Source organism: Bacillus luti, assembly GCF_001884105.1.
Taxonomy (GTDB): Bacteria; Bacillota; Bacilli; order Bacillales; family Bacillaceae_G; genus Bacillus_A; species Bacillus_A luti.
The window spans coordinates 1-25,752 of record NZ_MACI01000031.1 but is presented as its reverse complement, the minus strand read 5'-3'; the positions used below and the strand labels follow the sequence as shown (position 1 = coordinate 25,752).

General features: G+C 34.9%; 22 protein-coding genes and 1 pseudogene. 4 read left to right on the top strand and 19 right to left on the bottom strand.

What is annotated here, in order from left to right; translation table 11 throughout:
* Positions 1–155: 155 nt before the first annotated feature.
* The 6 genes from BAQ48_RS07620 to BAQ48_RS07595 form a co-directional block, all read right to left on the bottom strand.
* Positions 156–467 carry a hypothetical protein gene (locus tag BAQ48_RS07620; protein WP_071710603.1) on the bottom strand — a complete coding sequence of 104 codons (312 nt, stop codon included), beginning with the start codon at positions 465–467 and terminating at the stop codon, positions 156–158.
* A complete protein-coding gene (locus BAQ48_RS07615) occupies positions 449–1,471 on the bottom strand; it encodes an anti-sigma factor (protein ID WP_071710602.1) in 1,023 nt (340 codons plus the stop codon). The genes BAQ48_RS07620 and BAQ48_RS07615 overlap by 19 nt, the downstream gene beginning before the upstream one ends.
* Entirely contained in the window at positions 1,461–1,961 is a 501-nt protein-coding gene (locus tag BAQ48_RS07610; RefSeq protein ID WP_071710601.1) for a sigma-70 family RNA polymerase sigma factor, read from the bottom strand. Before BAQ48_RS07610 ends, BAQ48_RS07615 begins: the two co-directional genes overlap by 11 nt.
* A gap of 295 nt (positions 1,962–2,256) precedes the next feature.
* Positions 2,257–2,448 (bottom strand): DUF378 domain-containing protein, encoded by a 192-nt coding sequence (locus tag BAQ48_RS07605; protein WP_000670802.1) that lies wholly within the window; start codon positions 2,446–2,448, stop codon positions 2,257–2,259.
* A gap of 89 nt (positions 2,449–2,537) precedes the next feature.
* A complete protein-coding gene (locus BAQ48_RS07600; RefSeq protein WP_071710600.1) occupies positions 2,538–3,605 on the bottom strand; it encodes a glycoside hydrolase family 113 in 1,068 nt (355 codons plus the stop codon).
* 369 nt (positions 3,606–3,974) lie between these two features.
* Positions 3,975–4,853, bottom strand: coding sequence for a CPBP family intramembrane glutamic endopeptidase (locus BAQ48_RS07595; RefSeq protein WP_071710640.1), 879 nt, complete (start codon positions 4,851–4,853; stop codon positions 3,975–3,977).
* A gap of 346 nt (positions 4,854–5,199) precedes the next feature.
* On the opposite strand from BAQ48_RS07595, the gene BAQ48_RS07590 reads away from it, so the two are divergent.
* The 3 genes from BAQ48_RS07590 (at position 5,200) to BAQ48_RS07580 (ending at position 9,271) form a co-directional block, all read left to right on the top strand.
* Positions 5,200–6,537, top strand: coding sequence for an erythromycin esterase family protein (locus BAQ48_RS07590; RefSeq protein ID WP_071710599.1), 1,338 nt, complete (start codon positions 5,200–5,202; stop codon positions 6,535–6,537).
* A 253-nt stretch (positions 6,538–6,790) separates the two neighbouring features.
* Entirely contained in the window at positions 6,791–7,369 is a 579-nt protein-coding gene (locus BAQ48_RS07585; protein WP_071710598.1) for a sensor domain-containing protein, read from the top strand.
* Positions 7,370–7,483: 114 nt separating this feature from the next.
* Positions 7,484–9,271 carry a helix-turn-helix transcriptional regulator gene (locus BAQ48_RS07580; protein ID WP_071710597.1) on the top strand — a complete coding sequence of 596 codons (1,788 nt, stop codon included), beginning with the start codon at positions 7,484–7,486 and terminating at the stop codon, positions 9,269–9,271.
* A 409-nt stretch (positions 9,272–9,680) separates the two neighbouring features.
* Here BAQ48_RS07580 and BAQ48_RS07575 read toward each other — a convergent pair whose 3' ends face one another.
* From BAQ48_RS07575 to BAQ48_RS07555, 4 genes are all read right to left on the bottom strand, one after another.
* Entirely contained in the window at positions 9,681–12,071 is a 2,391-nt protein-coding gene (locus BAQ48_RS07575) for a penicillin acylase family protein (RefSeq protein WP_071710596.1), read from the bottom strand.
* Between the two features lie 102 nt (positions 12,072–12,173).
* A complete protein-coding gene (locus BAQ48_RS07570) occupies positions 12,174–15,593 on the bottom strand; it encodes a DUF4132 domain-containing protein (RefSeq protein WP_071710595.1) in 3,420 nt (1,139 codons plus the stop codon).
* Between the two features lie 109 nt (positions 15,594–15,702).
* Positions 15,703–16,467, bottom strand: a complete 765-nt coding sequence (locus tag BAQ48_RS07565; protein WP_071710594.1) for a DnaD domain-containing protein — start codon at positions 16,465–16,467, stop codon at positions 15,703–15,705.
* A gap of 343 nt (positions 16,468–16,810) precedes the next feature.
* The gene (locus BAQ48_RS07555; RefSeq protein WP_071710593.1) at positions 16,811–18,589 is read right to left on the bottom strand and encodes an S-layer homology domain-containing protein; all 1,779 of its coding nucleotides are present in this window, start codon (positions 18,587–18,589) and stop codon (positions 16,811–16,813) included.
* A gap of 550 nt (positions 18,590–19,139) precedes the next feature.
* Between BAQ48_RS07555 and BAQ48_RS07550 the strand changes: the two genes are divergently transcribed.
* Positions 19,140–19,847: a DNA alkylation repair protein gene (locus BAQ48_RS07550; RefSeq protein WP_071710592.1), complete on the top strand. Its 708-nt coding sequence runs from the start codon at positions 19,140–19,142 to the stop codon at positions 19,845–19,847.
* Positions 19,848–19,907: 60 nt separating this feature from the next.
* Here the strand turns inward: BAQ48_RS07550 and BAQ48_RS07545 are convergent, their stop codons facing one another.
* From BAQ48_RS07545 to BAQ48_RS07505, 9 genes and pseudogenes are all read right to left on the bottom strand, one after another.
* Positions 19,908–20,369, bottom strand: a complete 462-nt coding sequence (locus BAQ48_RS07545) for an Imm30 family immunity protein (RefSeq protein ID WP_071710591.1) — start codon at positions 20,367–20,369, stop codon at positions 19,908–19,910.
* Positions 20,370–20,596: 227 nt separating this feature from the next.
* Positions 20,597–20,986: an immunity 22 family protein gene (locus tag BAQ48_RS07540; RefSeq protein WP_084064462.1), complete on the bottom strand. Its 390-nt coding sequence runs from the start codon at positions 20,984–20,986 to the stop codon at positions 20,597–20,599.
* Positions 20,987–21,039: 53 nt separating this feature from the next.
* The gene (locus tag BAQ48_RS07535; protein WP_207544836.1) at positions 21,040–21,552 is read right to left on the bottom strand and encodes a SecY-interacting protein Syd; all 513 of its coding nucleotides are present in this window, start codon (positions 21,550–21,552) and stop codon (positions 21,040–21,042) included.
* A 63-nt stretch (positions 21,553–21,615) separates the two neighbouring features.
* The gene (locus BAQ48_RS07530; protein ID WP_071710590.1) at positions 21,616–22,167 is read right to left on the bottom strand and encodes an SUKH-4 family immunity protein; all 552 of its coding nucleotides are present in this window, start codon (positions 22,165–22,167) and stop codon (positions 21,616–21,618) included.
* Positions 22,168–22,337: 170 nt separating this feature from the next.
* Positions 22,338–23,126, bottom strand: a complete 789-nt coding sequence (gene imm47 / locus BAQ48_RS07525; protein ID WP_071710589.1) for an Imm47 family immunity protein — start codon at positions 23,124–23,126, stop codon at positions 22,338–22,340.
* A gap of 61 nt (positions 23,127–23,187) precedes the next feature.
* Complete coding sequence (locus BAQ48_RS07520) at positions 23,188–23,679, bottom strand: SMI1/KNR4 family protein (RefSeq protein ID WP_071710588.1); 492 nt, start codon at positions 23,677–23,679, stop codon at positions 23,188–23,190.
* Positions 23,680–23,782: 103 nt separating this feature from the next.
* A pseudogene (locus tag BAQ48_RS27890) lies at positions 23,783–23,974 on the bottom strand (hypothetical protein); the annotation flags it as partial.
* Between the two features lie 105 nt (positions 23,975–24,079).
* Positions 24,080–24,913 (bottom strand): DUF2262 domain-containing protein, encoded by an 834-nt coding sequence (locus BAQ48_RS07510; RefSeq protein WP_071710586.1) that lies wholly within the window; start codon positions 24,911–24,913, stop codon positions 24,080–24,082.
* 78 nt (positions 24,914–24,991) lie between these two features.
* Positions 24,992–25,297, bottom strand: a complete 306-nt coding sequence (locus tag BAQ48_RS07505; RefSeq protein WP_071710585.1) for a hypothetical protein — start codon at positions 25,295–25,297, stop codon at positions 24,992–24,994.
* Positions 25,298–25,752: the final 455 nt, after the last annotated feature.

Here is a 25,752-nt window from a genome sequence, read left to right as displayed (position 1 = left end):
TATATTTTTTATAACGGGAACAAAAAAACATATCAACACAACAACATTCAAAACGTATACTGCTCTCCTTTCAAATTTGATAAGTTCTTCTCTTATTTATTTTACTTTTCACACATAAAAAAAGAGCGAATCTCCATTCGCTCTTTCCCACATATTTACGGTCCAAAGCTTATCATCCAACCTAACATAAATCCAAATACTGCAAACAGTATCATAAAAACAAATAAACTACATGCCCACAATGCATATTTTCGACTTTTTCTTTTTGTGATCATGCCTACGACTGAACATAACAATCCAACTCCAACTATTTCCCGAAAACCTTCGCCTATAAATGTTTCTTGACTAAGCAATGTAATGTTCAAATACAATAACGCTAGAAAGGCAATAATTAATGAAATAGTCCCCATCCATGTTTCCTGTTTATAACTATGATTCTTTCTTTTTTTTAAGAATGCCAATTCCATAATCTCGCTTCACCTACTTTCAAATTTCTAACTTTTTCATGACTCATCAATTTTTCAACTTCACCTTTAGGGCCAGTTACAACTGCCCCGTATGTTTTTACCCCATTTTTTTCAAGAAAAGAAATACGCTTTGACAACTCTAATGTTTTCGCTCTAGATAGCTTCACCGCTAAATCTTCATGCTTCTGTAATGACTTTAACACACCAATAAATTGTTCCTCATGAGGTGAATCACTTGAAAATGGACCACCTAGATTTGAAATCATATCTGCTGGAAATCCAATCGGTGCAACATACATACCCTCATCATTCTTTTGCTTCTCCTCTAATCCTGTATTAACGGCATACCAGACGATATCAATAGTAGGAAACATATTCGTTACCTCTTGTACACTTAATAATTCTCTAAAAGATACAAATGCTTCTACAACAGATTCTTGCGGAAGACCTTTTAATACTTGCGCTTCATCGCTACTATTATAAGACGTATTATAATTATTAGGATGAGACAACACCTCGTTATCTACATATGGGACTTCTGGAATTTTTTCATCTGTTGTATATTCGCGGCTTACTTTCGCCACTTTACTTAATAAATAATATGTTTTCTCTTCGCCTATTCGAATATCTTTCTTTCCAACCCTTTTATACAAATCAAAATTCAATTGTAAACTAAGCGGTAACAATGTTTGCTCCATGTCTCTTTCTTTCATAAATACATTTGGTTCCGTTACACTTATCGTTTGTTGTACTACATTTCGTATCTCCATTGCGTTTGTAGGTGCAAATACGTAGTATAAGAGCGTAGATATATATAAAATAGGTTGAATCAGTAATAAAAAAGTAAATACAATTAAAACGTTCGTAATACGAGCTCTTTTTTTCCCTATTTTCAACACTTGCTCCTGTTTTCCATCAGGAAGAGATGCAGGCCTTTGATGAAGAGCTTCTTGCAACAAGTCTTGATAATCTTCTTGTTCAGAATGAGGTTTATCATTTGTCATTTTGACTCTTTTCCTCCTTTAACAATTGTTGTAATCTCTTTCTCCCACGAAATATGTGGCTTTTATACGTGTTTAACTTTAAATCTAATACAGAAGCACCCTCTTCATACGTTAATTGATGTACATCACATAATAAAACAGCTTGTGCCTCTACCACAGGTAAAGTATGAATAATCTGAATTAATTTTTCATAACTATTTTTTGCGACTACATACTCTTCTGTAGATTCAACTGCTTGTATTGTCTCTAATTCCTCCGTTCCTACAAAAGACACTTTTCTCTCTTTCCTAACAAAATCAATAAACGTATGATACGCCACTTTAAAAAGCCATGATTTTACCTTTTGGTTTTCATAGTCTTCTAGATAAAGATACGCCCGATAAAAAGTCTCCTGCATCAAGTCCTCCGCTACATGATGGCTACGAGAAAGGGAAAATAAATACCGGTACACATCGTTTATATAAACCTTATATATTTCTTCAATTTCCATCCCCCTCCTCCTTTCATATATAACACGAATAAGCGCGTTAAAAAGTTGCATTATTTTTCCTTTTTATTTATAAAAAAAGAAATAATATTCGAATAACTATTTACAATTATAAACAAAATATAAGATGTTATAACTATAAATCCCCAAAAAACTCCATATGTAGTATGTACGGAGATTACACCATAGGTTATTTACAAATTGTAGGTGGGAAATATTTGATGCTTACTTTATAAATACACAAAAAAGTGTTAAGTACATAATCGTACTTAACACTCTAGTAATAATAGAATAATAGCTAATTGTTCGTAAAGAACCGATCAAAAATTTGATAAATAGCAGAAAGACCAAAGAGCCAATAAATAGTGTCCACAAGCGCCGGCATTGAACCAAACCATTTCTCAACTACATTGTAATCTAACGCTACAAATAACCAATTCAAACCGCCAAGAATCACCAAAATTACTGTAAGGTAAGACAAAAATTTCATTATGATTGCCCCCTAGGTGATAAGATGGTGAAAGGCCTTTCACTAGAAATATATGTGGCAAAATTCAAAACTTACCTATTTAATAAAAATTATTTTCGGTACCAACCGTTAATAACTGCCTCTGCTTCTTTACTATGGATTTGATACGCATGCGTACTATTATTAGAGCCAATAAACCAAATAGAAAAACCTTTAAAGTATGGTTTCGGTTCTAATACATCTCGGTAAGCACGCCATCCATTTAATTGCACATCTTTTGAAAACACATTTGAAACGTCTGGATTCCACGGGTTTTGTAAGCCAAGTTCACGCGCTGGAACGTTAAATCCACCAAAGTAAACAGGCTTCCCAGTTGCTTTATGTAATTGTTCCAATTGCTGCACAACATTTTGTCCACGATTATATACTGTCGTCGCAAATAAACTTTGCTTCACTTCTTCGTACGACGGATTTCTACTTCCTGAAACTTCAAACCAACTATCGATACTAACAATGTCTACCTTCTTTAAATACGGGCGGTTTATTTTCTCAACAAACTTCGCTTCGTATGAAGGATCAAAGCTTGCTGTTAACCACCAATTCATTTGATACAAAACATTTCCTTTATACTGCTTACGAACAAAATCAATCGTATCGCTCCAGTATCCTTCTGCATATTCCATATTCACGAAATTAGAAGCAATCTTGAGTCCATACACATTGTATTTACTAGTAATGGAATTAAAAATATCCTGCAGTACAACCGTTTTCCAATTCCAGAAGAAATCATTAATATTACTTGGATTCCATTCCGTCTCTCCTACATTTCCTTGTTGAATGAATGGAAATGGTTCCACTATAACTTGAATATTACGCTTTAATAATTCTTGAATTAAAATAATAGCCTGTTTCTTTTGCGCCTGATTAATTACCATATTAGTAGAAGTTACATTCGGAATATCAACTTGAATTGGTACATTTACTGTATTTAAGTTTAAGCGTTCTACATCCGCTAACACTTTCGCTACATTTCCAACTTCCCATACCGTTACGTTTCCTGCTTTTATTTTTCCAGACTGAACAGTATTTACATCTGCCTGTACATTCCCTTGAAAACAAAAAGAAAACAGCATAATACACACTCCTAAAAAACTTACTACACTCTTATTTTTCTTCACAACTTTCCTCCTGTATTTTTTGGCATACTTGTTTATTCTATACAACATTTCACATATATTCCATAAAAATATTTAATGAATTTTTATAATTGAAAATGATATTCATTATTTATTCACCCCTTATTCATACTAACCTCCTAAAAATAGTACGGTAAATAAAAAAAGAGCGTATTTTCGCTCCTTTTTTATCTTTTTACGATTGAAGTTATTGAACTTCTTCTAGTAATCTCATCAAATCCGTTTTTTCGTATAACATGTGACTAATTATGATATTTATGCATGATTTAACTATATTTTTCTAATATTTTTAGGGGCATCTTATTTCGCCTCGTCATATTTCACTAATTGAATTTACAACACATCCGTATGCTATTTAGTAAGATTTACTATTCGAGACGTAATTATTGCAGTAATTAAGATAATAATAGCGGTTATCAAGCCAGATTCTCCAATCCAAATCTCAGTTTGATATCCTGTACTTGCACGTGCGAAAGGTCCTTGAATAATGGCATTCCAAGTGGTATGGATGATAACCGAAGGCCAAACGCTACCTGTGGTAAGTCGTAAATAAGCTGTAATATAACTGAATGGTACAATACAAAAATAGATGCCAAGTACTGAAAGTAGGACAGATGACCCCTCTACATATAGACCAGCAATAACAATTGGAACATGCCACGTTGCCCAAATCAATCCACTAATAAGGATAGGCCGTGAAAACTCTGCATCGACTAGCCTTGTGAGCATATAACCTCGCCAACCCATTTCTTCTCCCATAACTGGGATTAAGTTAAGCAAGCTTCCTAAAACGCCACTCAATACTACTAGATAAATGAAACTGAATGGTGCCGGTAAATACTGAAGTCCAAGTATATTGTAGATTGGTTCTAACATCCCACCTTCGGGATACTGAAACCTCGCAATTCCGCTCAACCAAGCGATAGAATAAGTAATTCCACATATTATCATAGGTATTAACAGAGCAAGACCAATCCCCTTCCATATCTTTAAGTTACCGAGACTAAAAGATACATCTTTAAATCCTTCTTTCAGTATTATGCGAGTTAAAATAGAAGAAAATGCTGGGATAAACATATATACCACAATAAGCGGCATACTTTTAGTAATTATTACTAATACATTTAGGATGATAGAAGTAATGATTAAGATACTCAGAAAGAGTTGAAGCCCTATTTTAGCACGTTGGATTTTATCTTTATTGTGGAACGATTTTACATGTAATATCATTGTCATCCGCCCTTCCCCTTTACTTCACTTGTTTATCGAATTCACTTCTTGTCATTTCCACAGATACAACTTAGAATGAAAATATTTTGGCAGACAGATCATTCATCTTTAAAACTCCTCCCAAATTCATAATCTAGTCTTACTTGCGACTCATCAATGTAATTATTATTTATAAGTTGTCATAGCCGATAGTACAAAAATGTAATGATTAACCTATGACTTGTGTCAATTTAACCTTATGACAATATGTAACTAGAAAATATGATATGGAATACATAACAATTGAATTAAGGCAATTGATTCGTGCAAGTACATGAATCAAAATAATTCAATTGAGGTGGCAAAGATGAATAAGAAAAGAATAATTACAATGGTTAGTACAGCTTTATTAGTCACAGGATGTGTGGAAGTAGGAAACGCTCAAACGGTAGCAGTCGAAAATTCAAATCAATCAGTCCAAAAAAATATAGTTAAATCAATACAATCACAGGCTATCCCATTAAAAACGATAGAACCGTCAAAACCATTTGATGATCTAAGACCACTTAAGAAAATGATTGGGAACGCACAATATGTAGGATTAGGAGAGAATACTCATGGAAGCTCTGAAATTTTCACTATGAAGTTTCGACTTGTGAAATATTTGGTTACTGAGATGGGTTTTACAAATTTCACAATGGAAGAAGATTGGGGAAACGGCTTAAAGCTAAATGAATATATCCAAACAGGAAAAGGAAACCCTAGGGAATTTTTAAAATTGTTATATCCTACTGATGAAATTATAGCCATGATTGAGTGGATGAAAGATTATAATGCTGATCCATCCAATAAAAAAAAGATCCAATTTATTGGGCTCGACTTAAAGGCGTTGGACCAAGGTAGCTTTAATAAAGTAATTGATTATGTAAGGCTGCATCGACCAGATTTGCTGGCAGAAGTAGAAGAAAATTATAAAGAATTGTCGTCTTTTACTGGAAGTATACAGGAATATATGAAACTTGCTCCTGAAAAGAAAGAGAAGTTTAAAGCAAACGCTGAGAGAGTAGCCCGATTACTAAAAGATAAGAATGAGCAACCCAACACAGAAATAATTCCATCCGAGTACATCTGGGTTAAAGCAACGGCGAGTGCAATAGAGAAATTTACCACAATGCTGCTCCCTAACGACTATCCAAGTATGATAAAGCTACACGAACAATACTTGGCCGATCATGCAATGTGGGCACAAGAGACATTGGGTGGTAAAACTATGGTATGGGGACACAATATTCATATAGCTAAAGGAATTATCGATGAGAAATTATACCCTTATGTTGCGGGGCAATTTTTGAAGGAACGTTTAGACAATAATTATGTCACAATTGGTAGTACAACTACGGAGGGAAATTTCACCTTATACAGCGAATATGATCCTTCCACTGGAGGTAAGATTACAACTCGTGAAATTCCACAAAATGTAAATAGCTTTAATTATACTCTCGGGAAAGTACCATATAACATGTTTTTATTGGATAACCGTCACCTTAAAGGACAAGCGGAGAAATGGGTTAAAGCAAAAAGACCATTACTAAGTATAGGGGGACAAATCTTCCCGAACGAATCGGCATACTTTGATAAATCATTGCTTGAGCAATTTGATATTATTTTTCATATTCGAAAAACAAGTCCATCTCATATTAAATAAAAGTACAAAACAATCCCGTTCTTGCAGATGCAAAAACGGGATTGTTTTGTGGAGGATTAATAAAGTGAAACTTTAATCAGTGGGGGTCTTACTGCCCATTAAAGCGGGATAAAAGCATCTCTTTTAACCAGAAGTAGGCTGCTCTCCCCTTTTTAACATCTTTTAAAACTGTCATATGACACTTTTACACTAGTGAGAATGACAAAAAAAGCAGTATGATTCGGTTATTACATAGATAGGAGCGATGAACTTTATGAAATCAAGATTCATCCAGAATGGTTATTTTTTATTGCTAACTTTCGTTACAGGATTGTTTTATTTTTGTTTTTATCTAATAGCTCTGCTATTCAGTTTCACCCTTTCATTTACAGTAGTTGGGATTCCACTAGTTATACGCGTACTACAGACTACCACACCCTTTATCCAATTCGAGCGCATACAGACGAAAATTTATACAGATATTTCGACCGACTCTTACGATAGAAGTATAACAATGGATACATCGAACTGGGCTCAGGTGAAATTAGTGCTTACAGATCGTCGCACTTGGTTTGCTATCTATTGGTTAATGCAGAAATTTGTGATTGGCATTTTCAGTCTCATTAGTGCAATCATTTTTTATGTAATGCCACTTATGTTCCTGTTGGCACCACTACTATATCGATACATCGATATGAATATTATATTCATACAAATAGATACTTTTGCTAAGTCACTCTTTGTAATGTTTATGGGTATAGTATTTACCGCCATAAGTATTAGAATAGTCGATGGTTTGACAAAGAAAATTGGGGGCTATACACGTAGTATGATTCGGCAACTAAATCAATAGAAGTTTGCAGTCTGTGAGTAGTATCGCAGTTTTAAATTTAAAAGTATAATAGGCATGAAAGATTAAATTATAATATAGGAAGTAAAAAGGTAGGCTACTTAGGGGGTAAATGACTTGTTAGATATGGTTAAGTATTGGTTTTGGTACGATTGGATTATGTTAGGGATACGTCTACTTACTAGTGTGTCTATCATCCTAGCTACATTAAATTTTCAGGATGGTTTAACATTACCACTTTGGATTATTATTCTTTGGGAAATTATTGCCTTCTCTGTTCCATGGGTAGCCTTACTTTTCAATTATAAATATTATTTATTCACAGAAATATTGCTTTATGGTGGACTATGTATATATTTAACCTCTTTATTTCCAGAGGCTTACAATATTTTTCTTATATCAGTGTTCCTTATTGCAGCAAATAGTAAGCATTTGTCCTATTATTGGACAGCTCCAACAACAGTTTTTACAACAACTGGAATTTTTTATGTGGTTGCGCCAAGTAATAGCTATTGGGTTATGGTCACCTATTATGGATTCGCATATGTAATGGGCTTCGCTTTTCATTTATTAATCGCCAACCATAAGCAAAATGAAGCAATTCGTAAACAAAACGCATTACTTGAGCAATATATGTCTCAGATTGAACGCATTACACTGGCAGAAGAACGGAACAGGCTGTCGAGCGAGCTTCATGATACAGTTGGTCACGCTTATACTTCTATTATTATGGGAATGGAAACGTTGCGTACCGAACTTGCTACTGAAATGGGTATACAGAGGCTAGATTCTCTGCTTGAAATGGGACGTAAAAGCATCGAGGACGTGAGAGGTTACCTACATCAAATGGATTCTCCGTATCAATCGCCTTCCTTGATTCAATCTCTACAAAATCTTGGAACCGAATTTCAGGAGCACGCTCAGGTAAACGTAAGTTTTCGGGCATACGGAGAGGAATATGAATTGTCTCGGCAAGCGAAGATCGCATTCATTCGCTGCTTACAAGAGTCCCTTACGAATGCCGTACGTCATGGTCAGGGGACTGAAATTATAGTTACATTGCAGTTTGAACAACAATATACGAGATTAGAAGTTCAAGATAATGGAAAAGGAAATGTAGAATGGCAGGAAGGCTTCGGTATGAATGCGATGAAAGAGCGGGCAATGAATTTGCAAGGTCAATTGTCTGTATATACAAAGCCAGATGAAGGAATGCTTGTTACCTGTACCATACCGCGACAAACTGAAATAAAAGATGGACTTATTCGTTTGTTAATTGTAGACGACCAGCCATTTGTTCGGGAAAGTTTGAAGACACTACTTAATAGATATGAAGATTTAAATGTAGTCGGTTTGGCCGAGGATGGCAATCAAGCCATCGATTTGTGTGGGCGCCTTCAACCCCATGTTATACTTATGGATTTAGATATGCAGCACATGGATGGAGTCGAAGCAACCAAAAAGATTAAGCAACAATGGCCACATATCCGCGTATTGATTTTTACAACTTTTCAGGATACCGAACAGGCGTTGGAATCGCTTCGCAACGGTGCGGATGGTTTTTTACTTAAATCTATTGAAACGTTGGAGCTAGCTAATACGATTCGACTTATTCACAAAGGTGGGACACTGATTGATCAGGGAATGTCTCACAAAATATTCGAGAAGTTTGATGAGCAAAAAGAGACACCACAATCAAAAGCAACCGCTTATGAGTTAACGGCTAGAGAGATTGAAATATTGCAACTAGTAGCAAAAGGACTTCGATACACTACCATAGCATCAAGATTATATTTATCGAATGGTACGGTCAGAAATTATGCTTCCACAGCTTATACAAAGCTAGGAGTCCGTAACAAAGAAGAAGCTGTTCAAAAGGCTCTAGAAATTGGAATTATTGAATAACAAAATATTTTGCGGGGTATAAAGTGAAACTTTAATCAGTGGGGGTTTTGTTCATCCCCCACTGATTATTAGTTGAACCAATCGGACGTTTACGGACAGTTGATCTCCCACCTAACTTCTTTGCTCCAACTGAATTTTGAGGTTGGAGTTTTACTGTCCGTTAACGCGGGATAAAAAGAAGTAACAAAGAAACAGAACGCTTTGTGTGGTTTCTTTTGTAACAGAGTAAAAGGCCTGTTATCATATAAGTAAATGTTAAAACACTTACTGTTTTGCAATAATAAAATCATTGAATCTTATTCTCTAAAACACAAAAGCCTACTATCCACTTAACTAATAGTAGGCTTTTAAAATTATTTTAGGAATGGTTTATGTTCTAATTTATAAGTTTTCATCAGTGGAAATATTATCACTTCGGCTGTAAAGTTAACACTTTCCCCTCTATCCCCTCCGTATTCAATGTAGTCGTATGATATGTGCCATTTACCCAGTCATCTATTTGATCATGATACCAATCACTTCTAAAATGTCCTGATTGTCCTGGCCCTACAATATGATAACCGTTTGACATATCTTTCGTATCAATGACGAATCTCCAAGATGCCCCGTGATTTACAATACCGTTATCACCGTAACTCGCTGCTTGAACGGTAACTTGGCTTCCGCCAATCGGAACTGGTTTCTCACGATTAAATGCTAGTAGCGCTAGCATACTAGATGATTTCGAGATTGGATGTGTAAACGCAAGTTGATGATAATCGCCCCACTTCCATTCTCCAACATCTGATCCATACTCCTTCTGTAATTTCTTCATTACATTCTCGTACGATGTATGCACAACTTTTGTGAAGCCTCCGTACTTCGTAAACCAAGCGCTCTTTTCTCCTGTTACTTCTTTTCGAATCAATTCATCAACAACCTGTGACTTCCCTTCAAATAACTCCATCACATCTTTCGGTATTTCTTTTGAAAACAACGTATTTGAAATCTCTTTCATTAGCAAATGGAAAATTAACGGCGCCGCTTCATCTTTACTATCGTAAAAATTCCACTTTGTTAATTGTTTTACTCCTTCTTTCTCTACTTCATTTAAATCTGCTTTATTTAATTCCTTTAAAAATATAGGAGTAAACTCTTTCCCATATAAATTTTTTTGATCCATCTGTAATTCTTCTAAATCTTTCACCGTATATTTTTCCTTCTCTTGCAAAAATTCTTGAATACGCATTTGTCTATATGGCTGCGCCCACGTATTACTAATATGGTACGGATAATTATCATCAACAATTTTATTATTCGCCGTTGAAATAAACCCTTCTTTCGGATTAATTACTTTTGGCAGTTGATCAAACGGGATATACCCTTCCCATTCATATTCATCTGTCCATCCTGGAACAGGTAAACTACCATCGCCTTTTTTACGCACTGGTATATTTCCATTCGCTTTATAAGCAATCGTGCCATCGTTTGATGCAAATACAAAGTTTTGCGTTGGTGTGTGAAAATCTTGAAGAGCCGTTTCAAACTCATTCCAGTCTTTCGCTTTATTCATATTTAATACAGCCTTTAACTCAGCTGACGGTTCCAATGCAGTCCACTTTAAAGCAAATACTGTTTTCGTTTTCTCTTTCCCTTTATCCGCAAACTCTGAAATGACTGGACCGTGTCTCGTAACCGTAACGTTATAAGGAATTGTTTTCCCGTCTTTTACTTTAATAGATTCATCAATAACAGTAGCCTTTTCCCATTTATCGTTATATAGAAATTCATTTTCATTTTTAGGATTTCGCTTCTCAATATATAAATCTTGCACATCAGGACCAGTATTCGTAACACCCCATGCTATTTTGTCATTGTGTCCTAATATAACACCTGGCACGCCAGCGAAAATAACGCCACTTACATGTAAGTCTTTCATTTCAAGTCTCGTTTGATACCATATAGATGGCGTCGCAAGAGATAAATGAGGATCATCCGCTAAAATCGGCTTACCAGACGCACTCTTCTCACCGCTTATCACCCAGTTATTACTCCCGTTAAATTCGGGCGGAATGATTGTTTTTGAAAAACTTTGTGCTACATTCACATTTGTATTTTGCAGTTCCGCTAGCAATCTCGGAGCATCTTTCGGATATGTAGGAAATAGCTCATTTGCTTGCTCTTTCGGAAGATTTTTCAGTGCCCAATATCGAAACGCTTGTCCGTGCCAATGGCCACCTAAATCAAACGCCATATACTTCCCAATCGTTAACGTATCAACAATGGACCATTCAGTAGGTTCATAGCCTAATAGAGTAAACTCAACTGGCAATCTCTTTTCTGCTTTCGCCTCACGTATAAAAGCGTTCACTCCATCAGCAAATGACTGCAGGGCAAATTTCGCTTCCCCATCATATTGACTAACAGACGCTTCGGCTGCTCGCCGTAAACCGAGCGTTCGAAACAACTTATCACGATCAACAGCTGCTTCCCCTACAACTTCACTTAACATCCCAGAAGCTTGCCTTCTACTTAAATCCATTTGAAATAAACGATCTTGCGCTTGTACATACCCTTGTGAAAAATATAAATCATGTGCATTTTCCGCTTTAATATGCGGTACACCTTTATCATCTCGCTTTACCGTAACAGCATGTTGTAAATCCTCTAGCTTTATCGTTCCATCTATCTTTGGCATAGATCTAAGCGTATATATGTTCAAAAAAATTGCCGTGCAGATAACGAATAAAAGAACGATACTACTAGACCAAATAAAAATTCTCTTACCCCTCGTTCGTTTCTTCTTTATGACGACTTCCATAGAACCCCCTCCTTTCTGAAACTATTCGCTTCTATTTAAGGAAGAACCTTTTAGAAAAGTTGAAAACCCCCCTTCATTTTCCTACAAATGAAGGGGGTTTTTTTATCGTTTGTTACGCCATCTTTCATTATGACCAAGATTTGAATTGGTCGCTAAATGTACATCATATAATATTTCACTAAAGAAGCACTTATCTACTTCTTTCGGTACAATACGTCTTTCATCATCAATTTCATCGTATTCATATGAACCTCGTTTTACTGTACCTGCTTTATAAAATTGAATGTCATACACACATACATCTTCTTCATCTTCATACCCAATCGGTGCTCCGCTAAATGAAAGCTCTGCCCCTAATCCAGTGCGAGTATCTTCTTTATAAAACGTATAATACACGCCGCCATCTTGAACAGAACCGCGGACCCATCCAAGTTTCGTCATCTTACCGAATAACGAGCGCCCATTTAATAAAATACCGCCAAATCTCTCAACAGTAATTTTATCGTTTTCTTCTACTACAAATACTGGCCGTTCTATTTGTAGGAACGGTTGAACAATTTTCGAATGTTCCAGTTGCTCTTTCCATAACGCCTTTTTCTCTTCTGACAATTCTAACGGATGAACGAAACCGATAACGGTTCCAGACGAAAGTGCATGATTTTCTCCTATTAGTGAGTACAACGTGTCACCCTCCGCATAACGGAACATTTCCAGTAACTTTCCTTCCGTATATTCACCCCAAATAAGTGAAGTTGCAAATTGCTTCATAATTGGATTCTCCAGAAATACCGCCTTCCACGAATCGTATGACCAATAGCGCTTTCTTGATAGAGCAGCTTCCAAACGTTGTTTCTGCATGGAAAGAGCACTTCGAAGCTCTTTCTTTAAAGTGGATAACTCTTTCTTAGCTTCTTCAGCTTTTTCTATATCATCTTTTGCATTCGGCTTCGGAAGTGACTTCATGCGTTTTCCTTCTTCTGTCTCTAATTCAATTTTCGACTCTGCAGTTAATATGGCTGTAAAACTTCGATTTCCAAAATCAATCGTCTTTTCACCACGTACAGTAAAGCCAAGGTCCGGCACCAGTTGATCTTCCAACTCTTCCTCTGTTATACCACGTGTTTTTGCAGCAAGACTTAACGCCTCTTTTGCCGCATTACGCACTTGCTTATGTTTATATTTAAATGCCATTGCATGAATAGACATAAGTGCAAGCTTAGAGGATGACAAACCTAAAGCGCGAACAGCGTCTGCGGCAATCTTTCCTCTCATATCAAATACCCATTCATCAATTTGCTTTTTCAGTATGCCGACCATTTCATCATCACTATACATTCCATATAACGAAAGGATTCCACGTTTCTTCACATCTGCATCTTCAGAAATCCATATTTGATATATTGCTTGCACATATTCTTTCAAGTCTTGTGCATGTAACGTACTGCCAATCCTTTCAGCTGCCTCTTTCTTCTCGATGACAGAATCTGACATGTACTGTTGTAAATAGGCTAATGGAATTGTGGCATCGGCAATTTCATTAGCGTCACGAAGACGGATTTGTGGTTCATCCCCCATCAATTGCAGAAGTGAGTTTCTTTTTTGTTCCGTTACTATACGGCCACAAAGTTCTTCTATATTTTCTGAGTTTCTCCCCACTTCAAGTAACGGAGCAAACTTCTCGGCCAAAGAGGCGTTCTTCTTTTCTTTCAACGCTTCCTGTACAAGTTTCGTATATTTTTCAATCTTATACTCTATAAGTAGTTTCATCACATTTTCACGAACAATTTTCTTTTTATTATGAAGTTCCAGCGCGACATATTCTGCAGCTTCTATGTCTTTTGAAAGCAGTTCAACTATAGACTTACGTAATTTTTTAGATGAATCACCTAAGTTTTTAATTAAAACCGGACGCATTTCAACCTTGTTATCTCTTGCTAATTCATTCAAAATATACGCTTTTGCCTCAGCAGAATACGTATCAAATCGTTCCATTATGTATGCCTGCTCTTTTACAATGATCGTAACGAGCGCTTCCTTCGCTTTATTTCGCTCTTCTACATAATGTGAGACTTGCTCGACTGAATAATCAATCAGCTTTTCCTTACTTAGCCCGTAAGAAAGTAGATCTTCTATTATTTGTTCTGGTTCTATACCTCTAATTGAACACTCATACAAAAGTTCATATAAATAAACACCATATACATCTCCAAATTGCAGGGTGAGTGCCGCTTCTCTTTTTGCTACATCATCTATATCCCAAAGAAGTACAACTTCTAAAACTGGCATATCCCAATACATATTTCTATATTTCGGGTTTTTAAGTATTTGCTTCATTTCATCAAATGACAATTTCCCGAGTAAATAATCACGATACGTATCCCGCACCGTAGACAACTTAAGTTGCAAAGCAGCAACAAAAAATTCTTCTCGCATTTTCCCTCTATTTAATTCATGTCCTTGTTCAGCTAACGTTCGTGCGATGATGAGGTAATTAATCTTACTTACATATTGCAAAGTACGCTGAACAAATTCATGATTTTCTTCCAACATAAAGCATAGCAATTCATATTCATACGTCTTACAAAAGTCTGCACTATTCAAATCATGTTGCCTCAGGCGGTGCGCAAAAAACCTTTCCTCAGAAATCCAAAACTGTTTACAAAAACTTTGAATTTCTTCATACGTTTTCTTATTTACACTACCTGTTCTTTTGTAGTTTTGAGGCTGACCGAGAGCTTGACACACGTAACGCGTTGCATAGTTCATAAAACCCCAAACATTTTCCTTCGCTACAATTTCAACATATCGCCTCGCAGTATTTGAATATTTATGAATACGAAATAACAGTCGCCAAATATATTCTGGTAAATTTCCACCTAAAAATACTTCCCTATCACTTTCACCTTTTATATACCCTTTAGCTGCTTCAATCTTTTCCTTTTCTCCATTCAAATTCAATATAAATTCAGCATGTTCTTCTAATCTCTCTTCCAACAAAGAGCTATATGTACAGAATCTCTCATAATCTACTTCAAACATTACGAGAAGTAACGATAATTGCTGCTTTGATGATAATGCTGATAGCTGCTCTTCTATATAGTTCGGATTCTCGCTTATTAATTCTCGAAGAAAAACATACGCTTCATCCACATAACTTGAAATATTAGTTAAATATTTACATGCGCTCCCTACAAGTTTATCTAAAGGAAGTGCACTTTTTTCTAAATACATCTTCATATTAGAAAAATCCACATATTTAAACCTTATTATAAGAACATTTAACAACTGCTCCCCTAACAAATAATAAAATAATCGTAAGAAAGCTGGATCTTGCTTATGCACTTTTCTAAAATCATTTATAAATCGCTCAGCAAAATCGCCTCTTCTTTGATCTCGAATTGTCGTTAATTGAATATCTTTCAAAATCTCTTCTTCTTTTGTCTGTAAATATAGCAGTGATAATTGCTCCTGCTCTTTTGTCATATGAATATATTGAAACAACTGAGATGTACTAGTAGTCAAACTCTCTTCCCCCGCATCTTTTATCTACTATAAAAATACCCTTATTTAATGGTAGTATAGCATAAAATTCGCAAAAACGAACGTACATTCTATGTTAAATTCATGTAAATTAAAATACACTACTCAAAACACTTCTCCTTCTCTCTAAACTTCCCATTACACGCTGTTCTTCACCATATTCGCTACACCAATTCCTCAAAATCCCCTTCACATAAGCGAGCGTTCGCTTATTATGTTCAAACGCAACTTTAAGTGCCTCTAGTACTGCACTTCCTGAAAGTCTTTGTATCCATCCCTTCAATTCCTTCACAATATATGGAGATAAACTACTTATATTTTGCTCGTAAAATTTATACACTTCACTATGCGAAGTAGCCTCTTCTACCGTTTCTATGACTTCCACATCCTCCTCCTCTTCCACAACTGCTTGTAAACTACTATTATCCTCCTCTTTCGGCATACCAAAATGCTGTAGTAATAATGGAATCTTCCATTCTTCTTCAAAACACTTACGTAAAAACATATGTATGAACTCTTTACTTTTCACAGCCTTTAACTCACGTAACACGCATTTCTCTACATTCGTATTTAAAATAGGGTTATAATGTAGCCAATTTATTATGTATAACTCTTTCGTTTCTGCATCATATAAAATCTTTCCATATTCAACAAAGCGGTTCAACAACTTCTCAACAGTTTCCATACTGTAGCCTGTTTCAAGCTCTGCCAAACGCTTCGGTAATACGTAAATTCCACATTGCTTCGTTTTCGTACCCGTTAGCAAATATATGTAAAAATAACGCTCCTCTGGTGATAAATCTAAAATAAATTCATCTTGCCAAAAGTTCACCCTCACATTACGGTACACCGCCATACGTTTCCATCCTTCCTTCAGTCGTAAAAAATAAAATTCAATCCTTCAATATACATATAGGAATTTTCGGGGTGGTTTTGGCATTTGAATTCAAATTTTTTTTACAACTACTACTACGACGTTTTTTCGCGCTTTTTTGTTCTTGTAGTTGTTTTTGTTTTTGTTTTGTTTTTTCTTAATGATTTATTACTTGGTAGGTGCTTATAAGGGGCTTGGAAGGGGCTTATAGGTGGAATGATATTCGCAATTTGTCCACACAACTAAATAGGAGCTATCCAAATCATTATTTTGGATAGCTCCCTTGAAATTTTCACTCATACCAATACAAACTTCTACATACAATTTATTTTGGCATCGAATCTAGCATCTTCACTAAAAAGGCTGCTGCCTCACCACGAGTTGTTGTACCTTTAGGATTAAACCTATTATCTTCTACACCAGTAACTACTTTTAAACTATATAATCGTTGAACGGATTGTTTGTATGTTATTACATGTTGATCTTTAAATGGTAATGCGACTAAATCACCTGTAACACCTTTATACTGTAATGCTTTGTCAATCATAACAGCTGCTTCTTCACGCGTAATTTGGGCATTAGGATCAAAAATACCTTCGCCGCGACCGCTAATAATTCCTGCGCTTGCACTACGTTTAATACCATTATGAAGTGACGGATGTGCTTTATTAATATCTACAAATGACTTATCCCCCTCTGGCAGTTGAAGAGCATTTGAAATTAATGCAGCAAACTCCGCTCTCGTTACATTACGATAAGGAGCAAATATTCCATTACCTTCACCTTGCATAATACCTAGGCTATGTAGTTTACGAATATGCCCTTCAAACCAACCACCTGTAATATCATCTTTTGGCTTTTGTTCTTCTTTCTTTGGTACATTGTAATCAATCTTAATCCAGCTTGGGTTATAGAAAATCCATTCTCCGTTACCAACTTTGTACCAACCGTCTTTAACCGCTAACACTTTGTAACGGTCTCCTTTTGAAGCCTTACGAACGACACCATGTTCAAGCCCTGCACCACTACGTACATTTATACCGTCACCATTTACTACTAGCTCCATGCTAGGTTCAGCTGGATTATTATCATTCGGATTAAATGACTCGTTTTTATCTTGTAACGGCTTATCAATTTGTGTGTTAACATTCGCATACCACTGCGCACCTTGTACGAAACCAGTCCAATTCCCACGAGAAATTAAAATATCAGGACACTTCTTCCCGCTCCATTGTTGATGCTTGTAAATATTATTCACACTAATGCCTTCTTTGTTCATTAAATAACCTGCAAGTCTTTTGGCATTCTCTAGCGCTTTATTGTAATCTCCATCTTGGTTAACCGCAATCTCGATACCAATCGACTCTCTGTTTCCTGAACCATCGCCATCACCTGCATGCCAACCGTTTTCGTTTGTTGGTAAGTGCTGATAAATTTGTTTATCATCTACAGTAAAATGCCAAGAAGCTGTTCGGAAAGTACCTTCCGTTGCTTGTTTATACAAATATTTCGCATGATTTTCAGCATTCGCACCACGAGCTGTATTTGCAGTCTCATGGATTGTAATATAACGTGCTTTCATCGGATTTGCAGGTCGAATATCAGTATTTCCTTTTGGAACAATCCACTCCACAAATGGAACACCCGCAATCGTCCCATATTTCTTCGTACTCGGCGCACTAAACTGAACCGCTCTCGGCTTTATAATCGGTTTCATTTGACGAGTAGACCCATCATTTCGACCATCTACCGTTTCAAATGCACTTTCAATATTTGAAATAGCTTCCTCTTCCGCTACTTCACCTTTTTTTGCTTCTTTCATTTTATTTAATTCTTCTGTTTCATCATGTTGATGCTTATATTCTTCTAAAAGCATTGTTTCATTTTCAGAGACTTCCGCTTCATTAATTTGTATATGATTAGGAACTTGCAGATTAAAATTCGAATAACTTAATCCGTTCATTCCATTTTCCCCATGAGCGACGCTAAGTTGATCAGTTTGAGATGAATGCACCTCTTCTGCTGATGCTGATAAAGGTAATCCCCCTAAGATTACTAAACTTGTTGATAGTGCGATTACTCGTCTTTTCATTCTATTTGTCATTGCAGTATTAAATACTTACACATTTCGTGTAAATATTCCAACCTCCCTTTATTTTCTCTTTAGTATTCAAGTACTACGAATCTACTATGTAAAAAGGCATGTCTATTCCATCCTTTTTATAAATAATTCCATTCTATCCCCAGCAGAAAAATCATAGTTTTTTTAAGCTAAATTTCTACAAAACTCTTTAACAAGCATTATTCTACAATCAATTACAAATGCCGTCAAAAACACTTTCAGCCACTAAATATTCACCTTATAATTTAAAATGTCACATCTTTCCTCATTATTACTTTTACTGTATATTCGATCCAAAAACTATTATAAAAAAGTAAATCTTTCTCTTTTACTCTACTAATTCTCAAAAAATAAATGACGACACCTTTTATTGATTTTTCAACAAGAAGAACCTTTATGCTGTTTCATAAATCAGTCTAGGTTTCGATGAACTTTAGAAAGTAGACATACCTACAGAATACAATTAGTATTAACATTGAGAAGTATACAAGACTTAAAAAGGTTCTTATATTAAGGAAGGAAGTGCACAGCTATGGACTTTAAAACAGTTATGCAAGAGCTTGAAGCTCTCGGTAAGGAACGCACGAAAAAAATATACATATCTAACGGTGCACACGAGCCAGTTTTCGGCGTAGCTACAGGCGCTATGAAACCAATTGCTAAGAAAATAAAAATAAATCAAGAGTTAGCCGAGGAACTGTATGCCACTGGCAACTACGATGCTATGTACTTTGCAGGTATTATTGCGGATCCAAAAGCTATGAGTGAGTCTGATTTTGATCGCTGGATAGACGGAGCGTATTTTTATATGCTATCCGATTATGTGGTGGCAGTAACTTTATCGGAGTCAAATATTGCACAAGATGTTGCTGATAAATGGATTGCAAGTGGGGACGAGCTTAGAATGTCTGCGGGCTGGAGTTGCTACTGTTGGCTTTTAGGAAATCGTAAAGACAATGAATTTTCCGAAAGCAAAATTTCCGATATGCTTGAAATGGTGAAAAATACAATTCATGATTCACCAGAACGAACAAAATCCGCTATGAATAACTTCCTAAACACTGTGGCAATTTCATATGTACCACTACATGAAAAAGCAGTCGAGACTGCAAAAGAAGTTGGTATAGTTGAAGTGAAACGTGATAAGAAAAAAAGCAGTTTGTTAAATGCTTCCGAAAGTATCCAGAAAGAACTTGATAGAGGCAGACTTGGTTTTAAGCGTAAATATGTAAGGTGTTAATCAGATTCGTATCGGGGTGTCAATTCGAGAAAGATTGACACCTTTTTCGTTATTTAACTATTAGATAAACTCAATAACCTCATTAACAGATTCACTAAACATATCAGTATCTTCATTTTTTATTTCCAATAATAGTTCTTTAATGCTACTCGTAATGGATAAATCAAATTGCGAAAGTACTTTTGCATACACCGTTCTTATTTGGGGATTATTAAGTATTCTGTAATGTATAATCTCTATCCAGTCTTTAGCGCCGCTCATCATCGAGGGAGCAGCTGTAGCAATACATTTCAATCCCTCTTCTATATGATTTTCATATAAGCCCTCTATCCCATGAATCAAACTAAACATAACTTCAGGTTGTTCAGTATCATCATCAAAGACTAAACATAAATCTGGAATAATAGAAACATCGTTACACTCAATCACTCGTATGCATGACTCATTAAACTCTTTTATCTCATTTTCATTTTCTAACAAACGGTTATCATATAATCGATTTAAATGTTCTTTAGTATCCAAAAGAGATTATCCTTTCTTTTTTTCATCTTCAAAATATCCACTGTCCCGATAGACCTTTATCGTAAATTCCATCAGTGAATCAGCTATTTTATTTTCAAAGTAATATACAGACGTTTATTGAAACGTATTGAAATTAAAAAGTAATATCCTGATAACCTACTTCAATTACCTTGTATTTGATCTCTTCATAGAAATGCTTATAGTACAAATTAGCAACTCCGTACAACCTACCTGTATGGCATAGAACCAATAAATGTAACCTCTAAACCATCAAACATATCTTCTCTTTTTACTTCATTATATTTAAAATCATAAAGAACAATAGCAAAGTTAATATCTTTCGCTAAACTATCTCCATTTATTAGCTTTTTTATTTTAGGAATAATTCGTTCACTATAAGAAAAATCACTTAAAATATGTTCAACGTCCCTTTTATTATTCTCATAAAAACAAATTTCAATATTATCTTCATCATAATAACCGAATTCAAAGCTCGTCCCAAACTTTGAATGAACTGAATCACCATCTATCGTGTAATCTATATCGACATACTCCTCAAGATTTTGGAGTGATTTAGAAATTCCAAACCAAACTGAAACCATTCCACTATATTTCACTTTCCCACGCCCCTCTATCCAGTCTATAATTCATATAAACATTCTTCACTTTACTATTTTTGTAATCTCAAACTAGAAATCAACTCATTTAAACTATTCGAAACCTCTATAAACAACCCACGTTCGAAATCCTCCAATTCGACTTTGCCACTTACATTATTTAAAACAACTAGTAAACCATTTCCTTCTACTCCTATAGGAATCTTATCTAGCTTACGATGATTTTTTTCATACCCTTCTAACTTCTCTTTGAAAGAATCCAACTCTATATTGGGTAATACAGCCTCTAAACTAATATAATGGTCACCGAAAAACCCATCCAAATCAGCAAACCAATATGAGTTAAAATAGTGATGAACTGAATCATGAAACTTAATTCCGAACCGCTCCTCAAGTATTGTTAAATCAGTTTTAAAATATTTCTCAACCGGTTTCCATGAAATTTCATCTTCCTCTATTTCACCTTGATATATAACAAAATCAACTTTTTCGTTATATGGTGTTTTAAATAAGAAATTCAAACCTCTATCAAAATATTCTTTTCTTACTTTAAAATATGTACTCATAGCATTCTTCACTATCACCATACTCCTCTTCCATGCACCATACATTTTCTTTTTCACTTTCAATTATTCATATAAGCTCTCAATTTCAATCAACCAAAAAGAACCCTTTTCCATACACTTATCATCAATTTTTTTCAATTCTTCCTTCAACCAACTTATTGTACACTCTGGTATATTATTATCGATAAAGGCATCCTCACCATTTATCTCTACTGCCTTATCGATCATTTTTGAATATACTAATAAACATTCTGCAAATTGATGTATAGAAGAATTCATAAACACTTCTTTATACTCATCACTATTATTTAGAAATACTACATTTTCTTGTTTTTCAATTATACAAATTGGATCTCCAGAACTTGTTGTTCCTAAATACAAATATTTTCGAAACTCTTCTGGCATATGAAATACATTTATAATAGACCTTACACAAGACTGAGATGAAGTAAATTCTAAATACGGTGACGGTGTTTCCGGTAAGCCTCCTATAGACAAAAATCGTTTCACTTCATCTGAAAAGTTTTTGTCCATTAATTCTTTTTCATGAAATGTAATAAGTGGGCCATCTTTATTAACATCCCATTTCTCTCGAAACTCCTCTGGTAGTATCATTTTTTCACCTTCTTGATGTGTTTATATCTTTTTACATTTAGTTGAGCTACTAGTTGTTTTTTATTTTCCTCCATAAAACATACCATCCATTAAAGCTTTCCATTATAGTAAAAATCACTCCTTAGCAGGGTGCCATAGAATGTTTTATATTCATCACATATATCGTTTTCTTATACGACTACACGTCCATAAAAATACTTTTTACCAATCTTCCATTCTTTCTTTGTTAAAACATCAATATATGACATCAACTCTCTATTTTTTTCATTTGTTATAATCGTATCGTATTGAATTGGACATTTGATTCCACTCCAAATTGATAAAACGGAAGGTATAGTAACAACATTATAAGTAGTTCTATCTCTTAAAGAACTCATAACTTCCGACACTAACTCCTTTGCCAAGTCTCCAGGAAAAGATAGTCTATTATGATAATAATATTCTTGCGTATCATTATTTTCGATAAAACCAGAATAAGCTTCATTAAATTCTTCTAACGATACTTCATAATACTCGTCCTCAATTCCAAGCATCCATGAAAGCTCATTTCTAATAGCTTTTTCAACAAAGGTATCTTCCCACTCTTCTAGTAATGCTAAAAGATATGGTACTACATGATATGAAAGAGTTTCACCAGCACTTACTACAAAATTATGAACTCCATCCTCTGAAGCACTTGAAAGGAATTTCAAATTATTCGTTTCTAATAAATCATCGTGAGTAGCTACTGAGCAAAATAGTCTAGTACATAAATTCAAAACAAGCTCATCTCGAGTACTATTCATAAGTTCGATTAGTAACCCCTTTACAGAGAAATCACCAAGCTTTAACAATTCATTAATTAAAATAAAGGATTCTTTCTCTGTTGCACTATCTCTTAGGTTAGACTTAAGATTTTCAATTGTATGTTTAGAAATTTCTCCATACCAAATATCTTTTTTCAAACGCTCTAAGTCCATCATTCTCTCTCCTTTTATTGCTGCTTACATTTATACGAACCATTTCATATGAATAATATTATTAATCATGTAACTTATTTAAAAACTCCGTAAAATGATTAGCCACAAAAAATACATTTTCTCTCGCTACTTCCTCTGCCTCCTCAGCCGTAATCCCTTCACTTTCCATCAATGTTTCCTTTTCCCATGCTCCCTCATGTTCCCAAAAGACGACAATTGGATCTTCTTTATGATTTTTATAATCAAAGCAAATTAAATTTCCTGCTGGATCAAATGCGAATGGCACCAATTCATTTGGCAGAGTAGCAATATACTGGTTATATACTTTAACGATATATTCACTACTATCTACATCATAAGAAAGTAAAGTTCCAAATACCTTTGTTATCGTATCTATTTCAAATTTATAAGGTAATACAGCTGAACCATTATTATTTGTAGCACATTCTACATAGTCACTTGGAAATATATACCCTATCTCTTTTCCCACATTGTTTATATATTCTGCTGAAACTGGCTCATCCGGTACTGGCCATGTTAAGTCATTTCTCATTTAACTTCACCTCCTAACAAATCACATCACGTTTATCCGAAATAACTAATTGCATCATCTGAGCTTTTATGTAAATTCCAGTCTAATTACGACCTCGTTCCTTTTAACTTTTCAGATAATCCTTCCAAGAAACATTTGGAGAAAAGGATACACCCCTCCGATCCTCATCAAAACTTGGTATAGCCATTGCTTGTGCTGGTTCTAAATATTTCATTGTAGATAGCCAACTATCAAGTAACGTATCCATATCAGATTCTAAGAGATTATTTAAAACATCTATGCAAGTTCCACCGTATATGTAAACCTTAAATTTCATTAATTATTAAAGAGGTTTGGAGTCCTCACTTAATAAAAGAAGAGATAGGCGAGAAGAAAAATCCCCACTGATGGACGTTTCACTTTATCCTGCAATCTCAGCCGAAGAGAGCCCCTCATGAATATTTCCGCTTACAATGATAGAATGTCCCCAAAATATATCTCCATCCGAAAAGAACATTTCAAAATCACCTTCTGAATAAACGCTTAAGCTGCTTAATGTGATGGAATTAATGAACATTTCTTTTGTAATTTCGTCGATTTCTGCTTCATCATCATCTTGTAGCCATTCATTTGCTAACTCTACCAGTTCTTTTGCAGCGTACATTTTCATTTTCATTTTCCATTCATCTTGCTCTTTGAAAAGTGCATGTGCTGTTTCCAGTGCAGACTTCATCATATGTTTGTCTTCACTCCAATCAAAATATAAATGACATTCTTCACCAGCCCAAGATATTCTCTTTTCAAAAGTTTTCACTCTTTTATCAAGTTCAAACTCACCCAACATCTCATCATGATAAAAAAGTGGTTTCATTGCATCTTGTAAGATGATTTCCAACTCATCATCTTTATATGATGTTTCCAAAACCTTAACAAGCATCAATGAATTTTCTGACTTGCGCACCTGTAATGTTACAACTGTATTTGCTGTCAAAATGTCTTTTGATTTTCTCCATTCTGCATCATCAACCAACCATGCGAGTCGTATGTCTTCTTTTGTAATCGTTTCATTGTTATGTAAGTCTTTCCACGCAATCAAATCAATTGACGCAGTCCACAAAATGTTGTCACCGCCTTTTGATGCACCGATTCCTAATGCCCCTGTGACAGCTGCTATTTCAATCACATTTTCTGAGAATCTATTTTCAAATCTACTTATTTCACTTGATTTACTCAATTTCGAATACATTCCTTTCATCACCCACAGGCATAAGTACTTTGTGAGTTTTCCTGTTTTATTATAATTGGTCATGGTAAAGCCTATATAGAATTATAGCTATAATTCTATATAGGCTTTTTTTTCACCTGGAATTTTAAATTTATTTACATCATATTCTTTAATTATATATACTTTTATAGCTTCAAAATCTTTACCAAAAGCAAGAGATGGATTTTTTAAGAAATATATTATTTCTTCCTCGTCATAAATTCGGGCTTTAATTATTTCTTTGTCCGAGTAAAACGATAAATTGACTCCTTTGTAAAAATATTCGTAGTATCCCTCTTCATCCTGCTCACTCTTATCTTCAAAAGGAACAGATTCAATATGATATATATTCCCATTTACATTTATTGATTTCATACAGCATGACTCCCTTTTCAAGAATATTCATAAGAAATTAAATAATCTCTGTCAATCATACCAAAAATAAGGGATTTACTTTTAGAATTTATAAAAAATATATAGGATTAAATTAAAATCTTTATATTATTTTTCATATTACTTCATTATCTCTGTACAATTGTGTAATGTGTCACAGAAGTAGACATATTGCAATGAGTTGCAGTGAAGGGGAATATAAAATAAGAAGATCAATCTAGAAAGACTATCTAGTTCGATCTTCTTTTATTGAATTTTTAATTAATGCATTTTCACCCTTAAAATAATATAATCAACGGGTGGATTATTATTTACATCCTCAAAACTGGGTCTAATTTTAACGTATTACCCGAAAGAAGTCTCCTTCCTCAGGCGTGTGAAAGACGATAGTCTAGCGGCAGGTGGGAGATAAATTTCGGTTTGGCGTAGCCAAACAT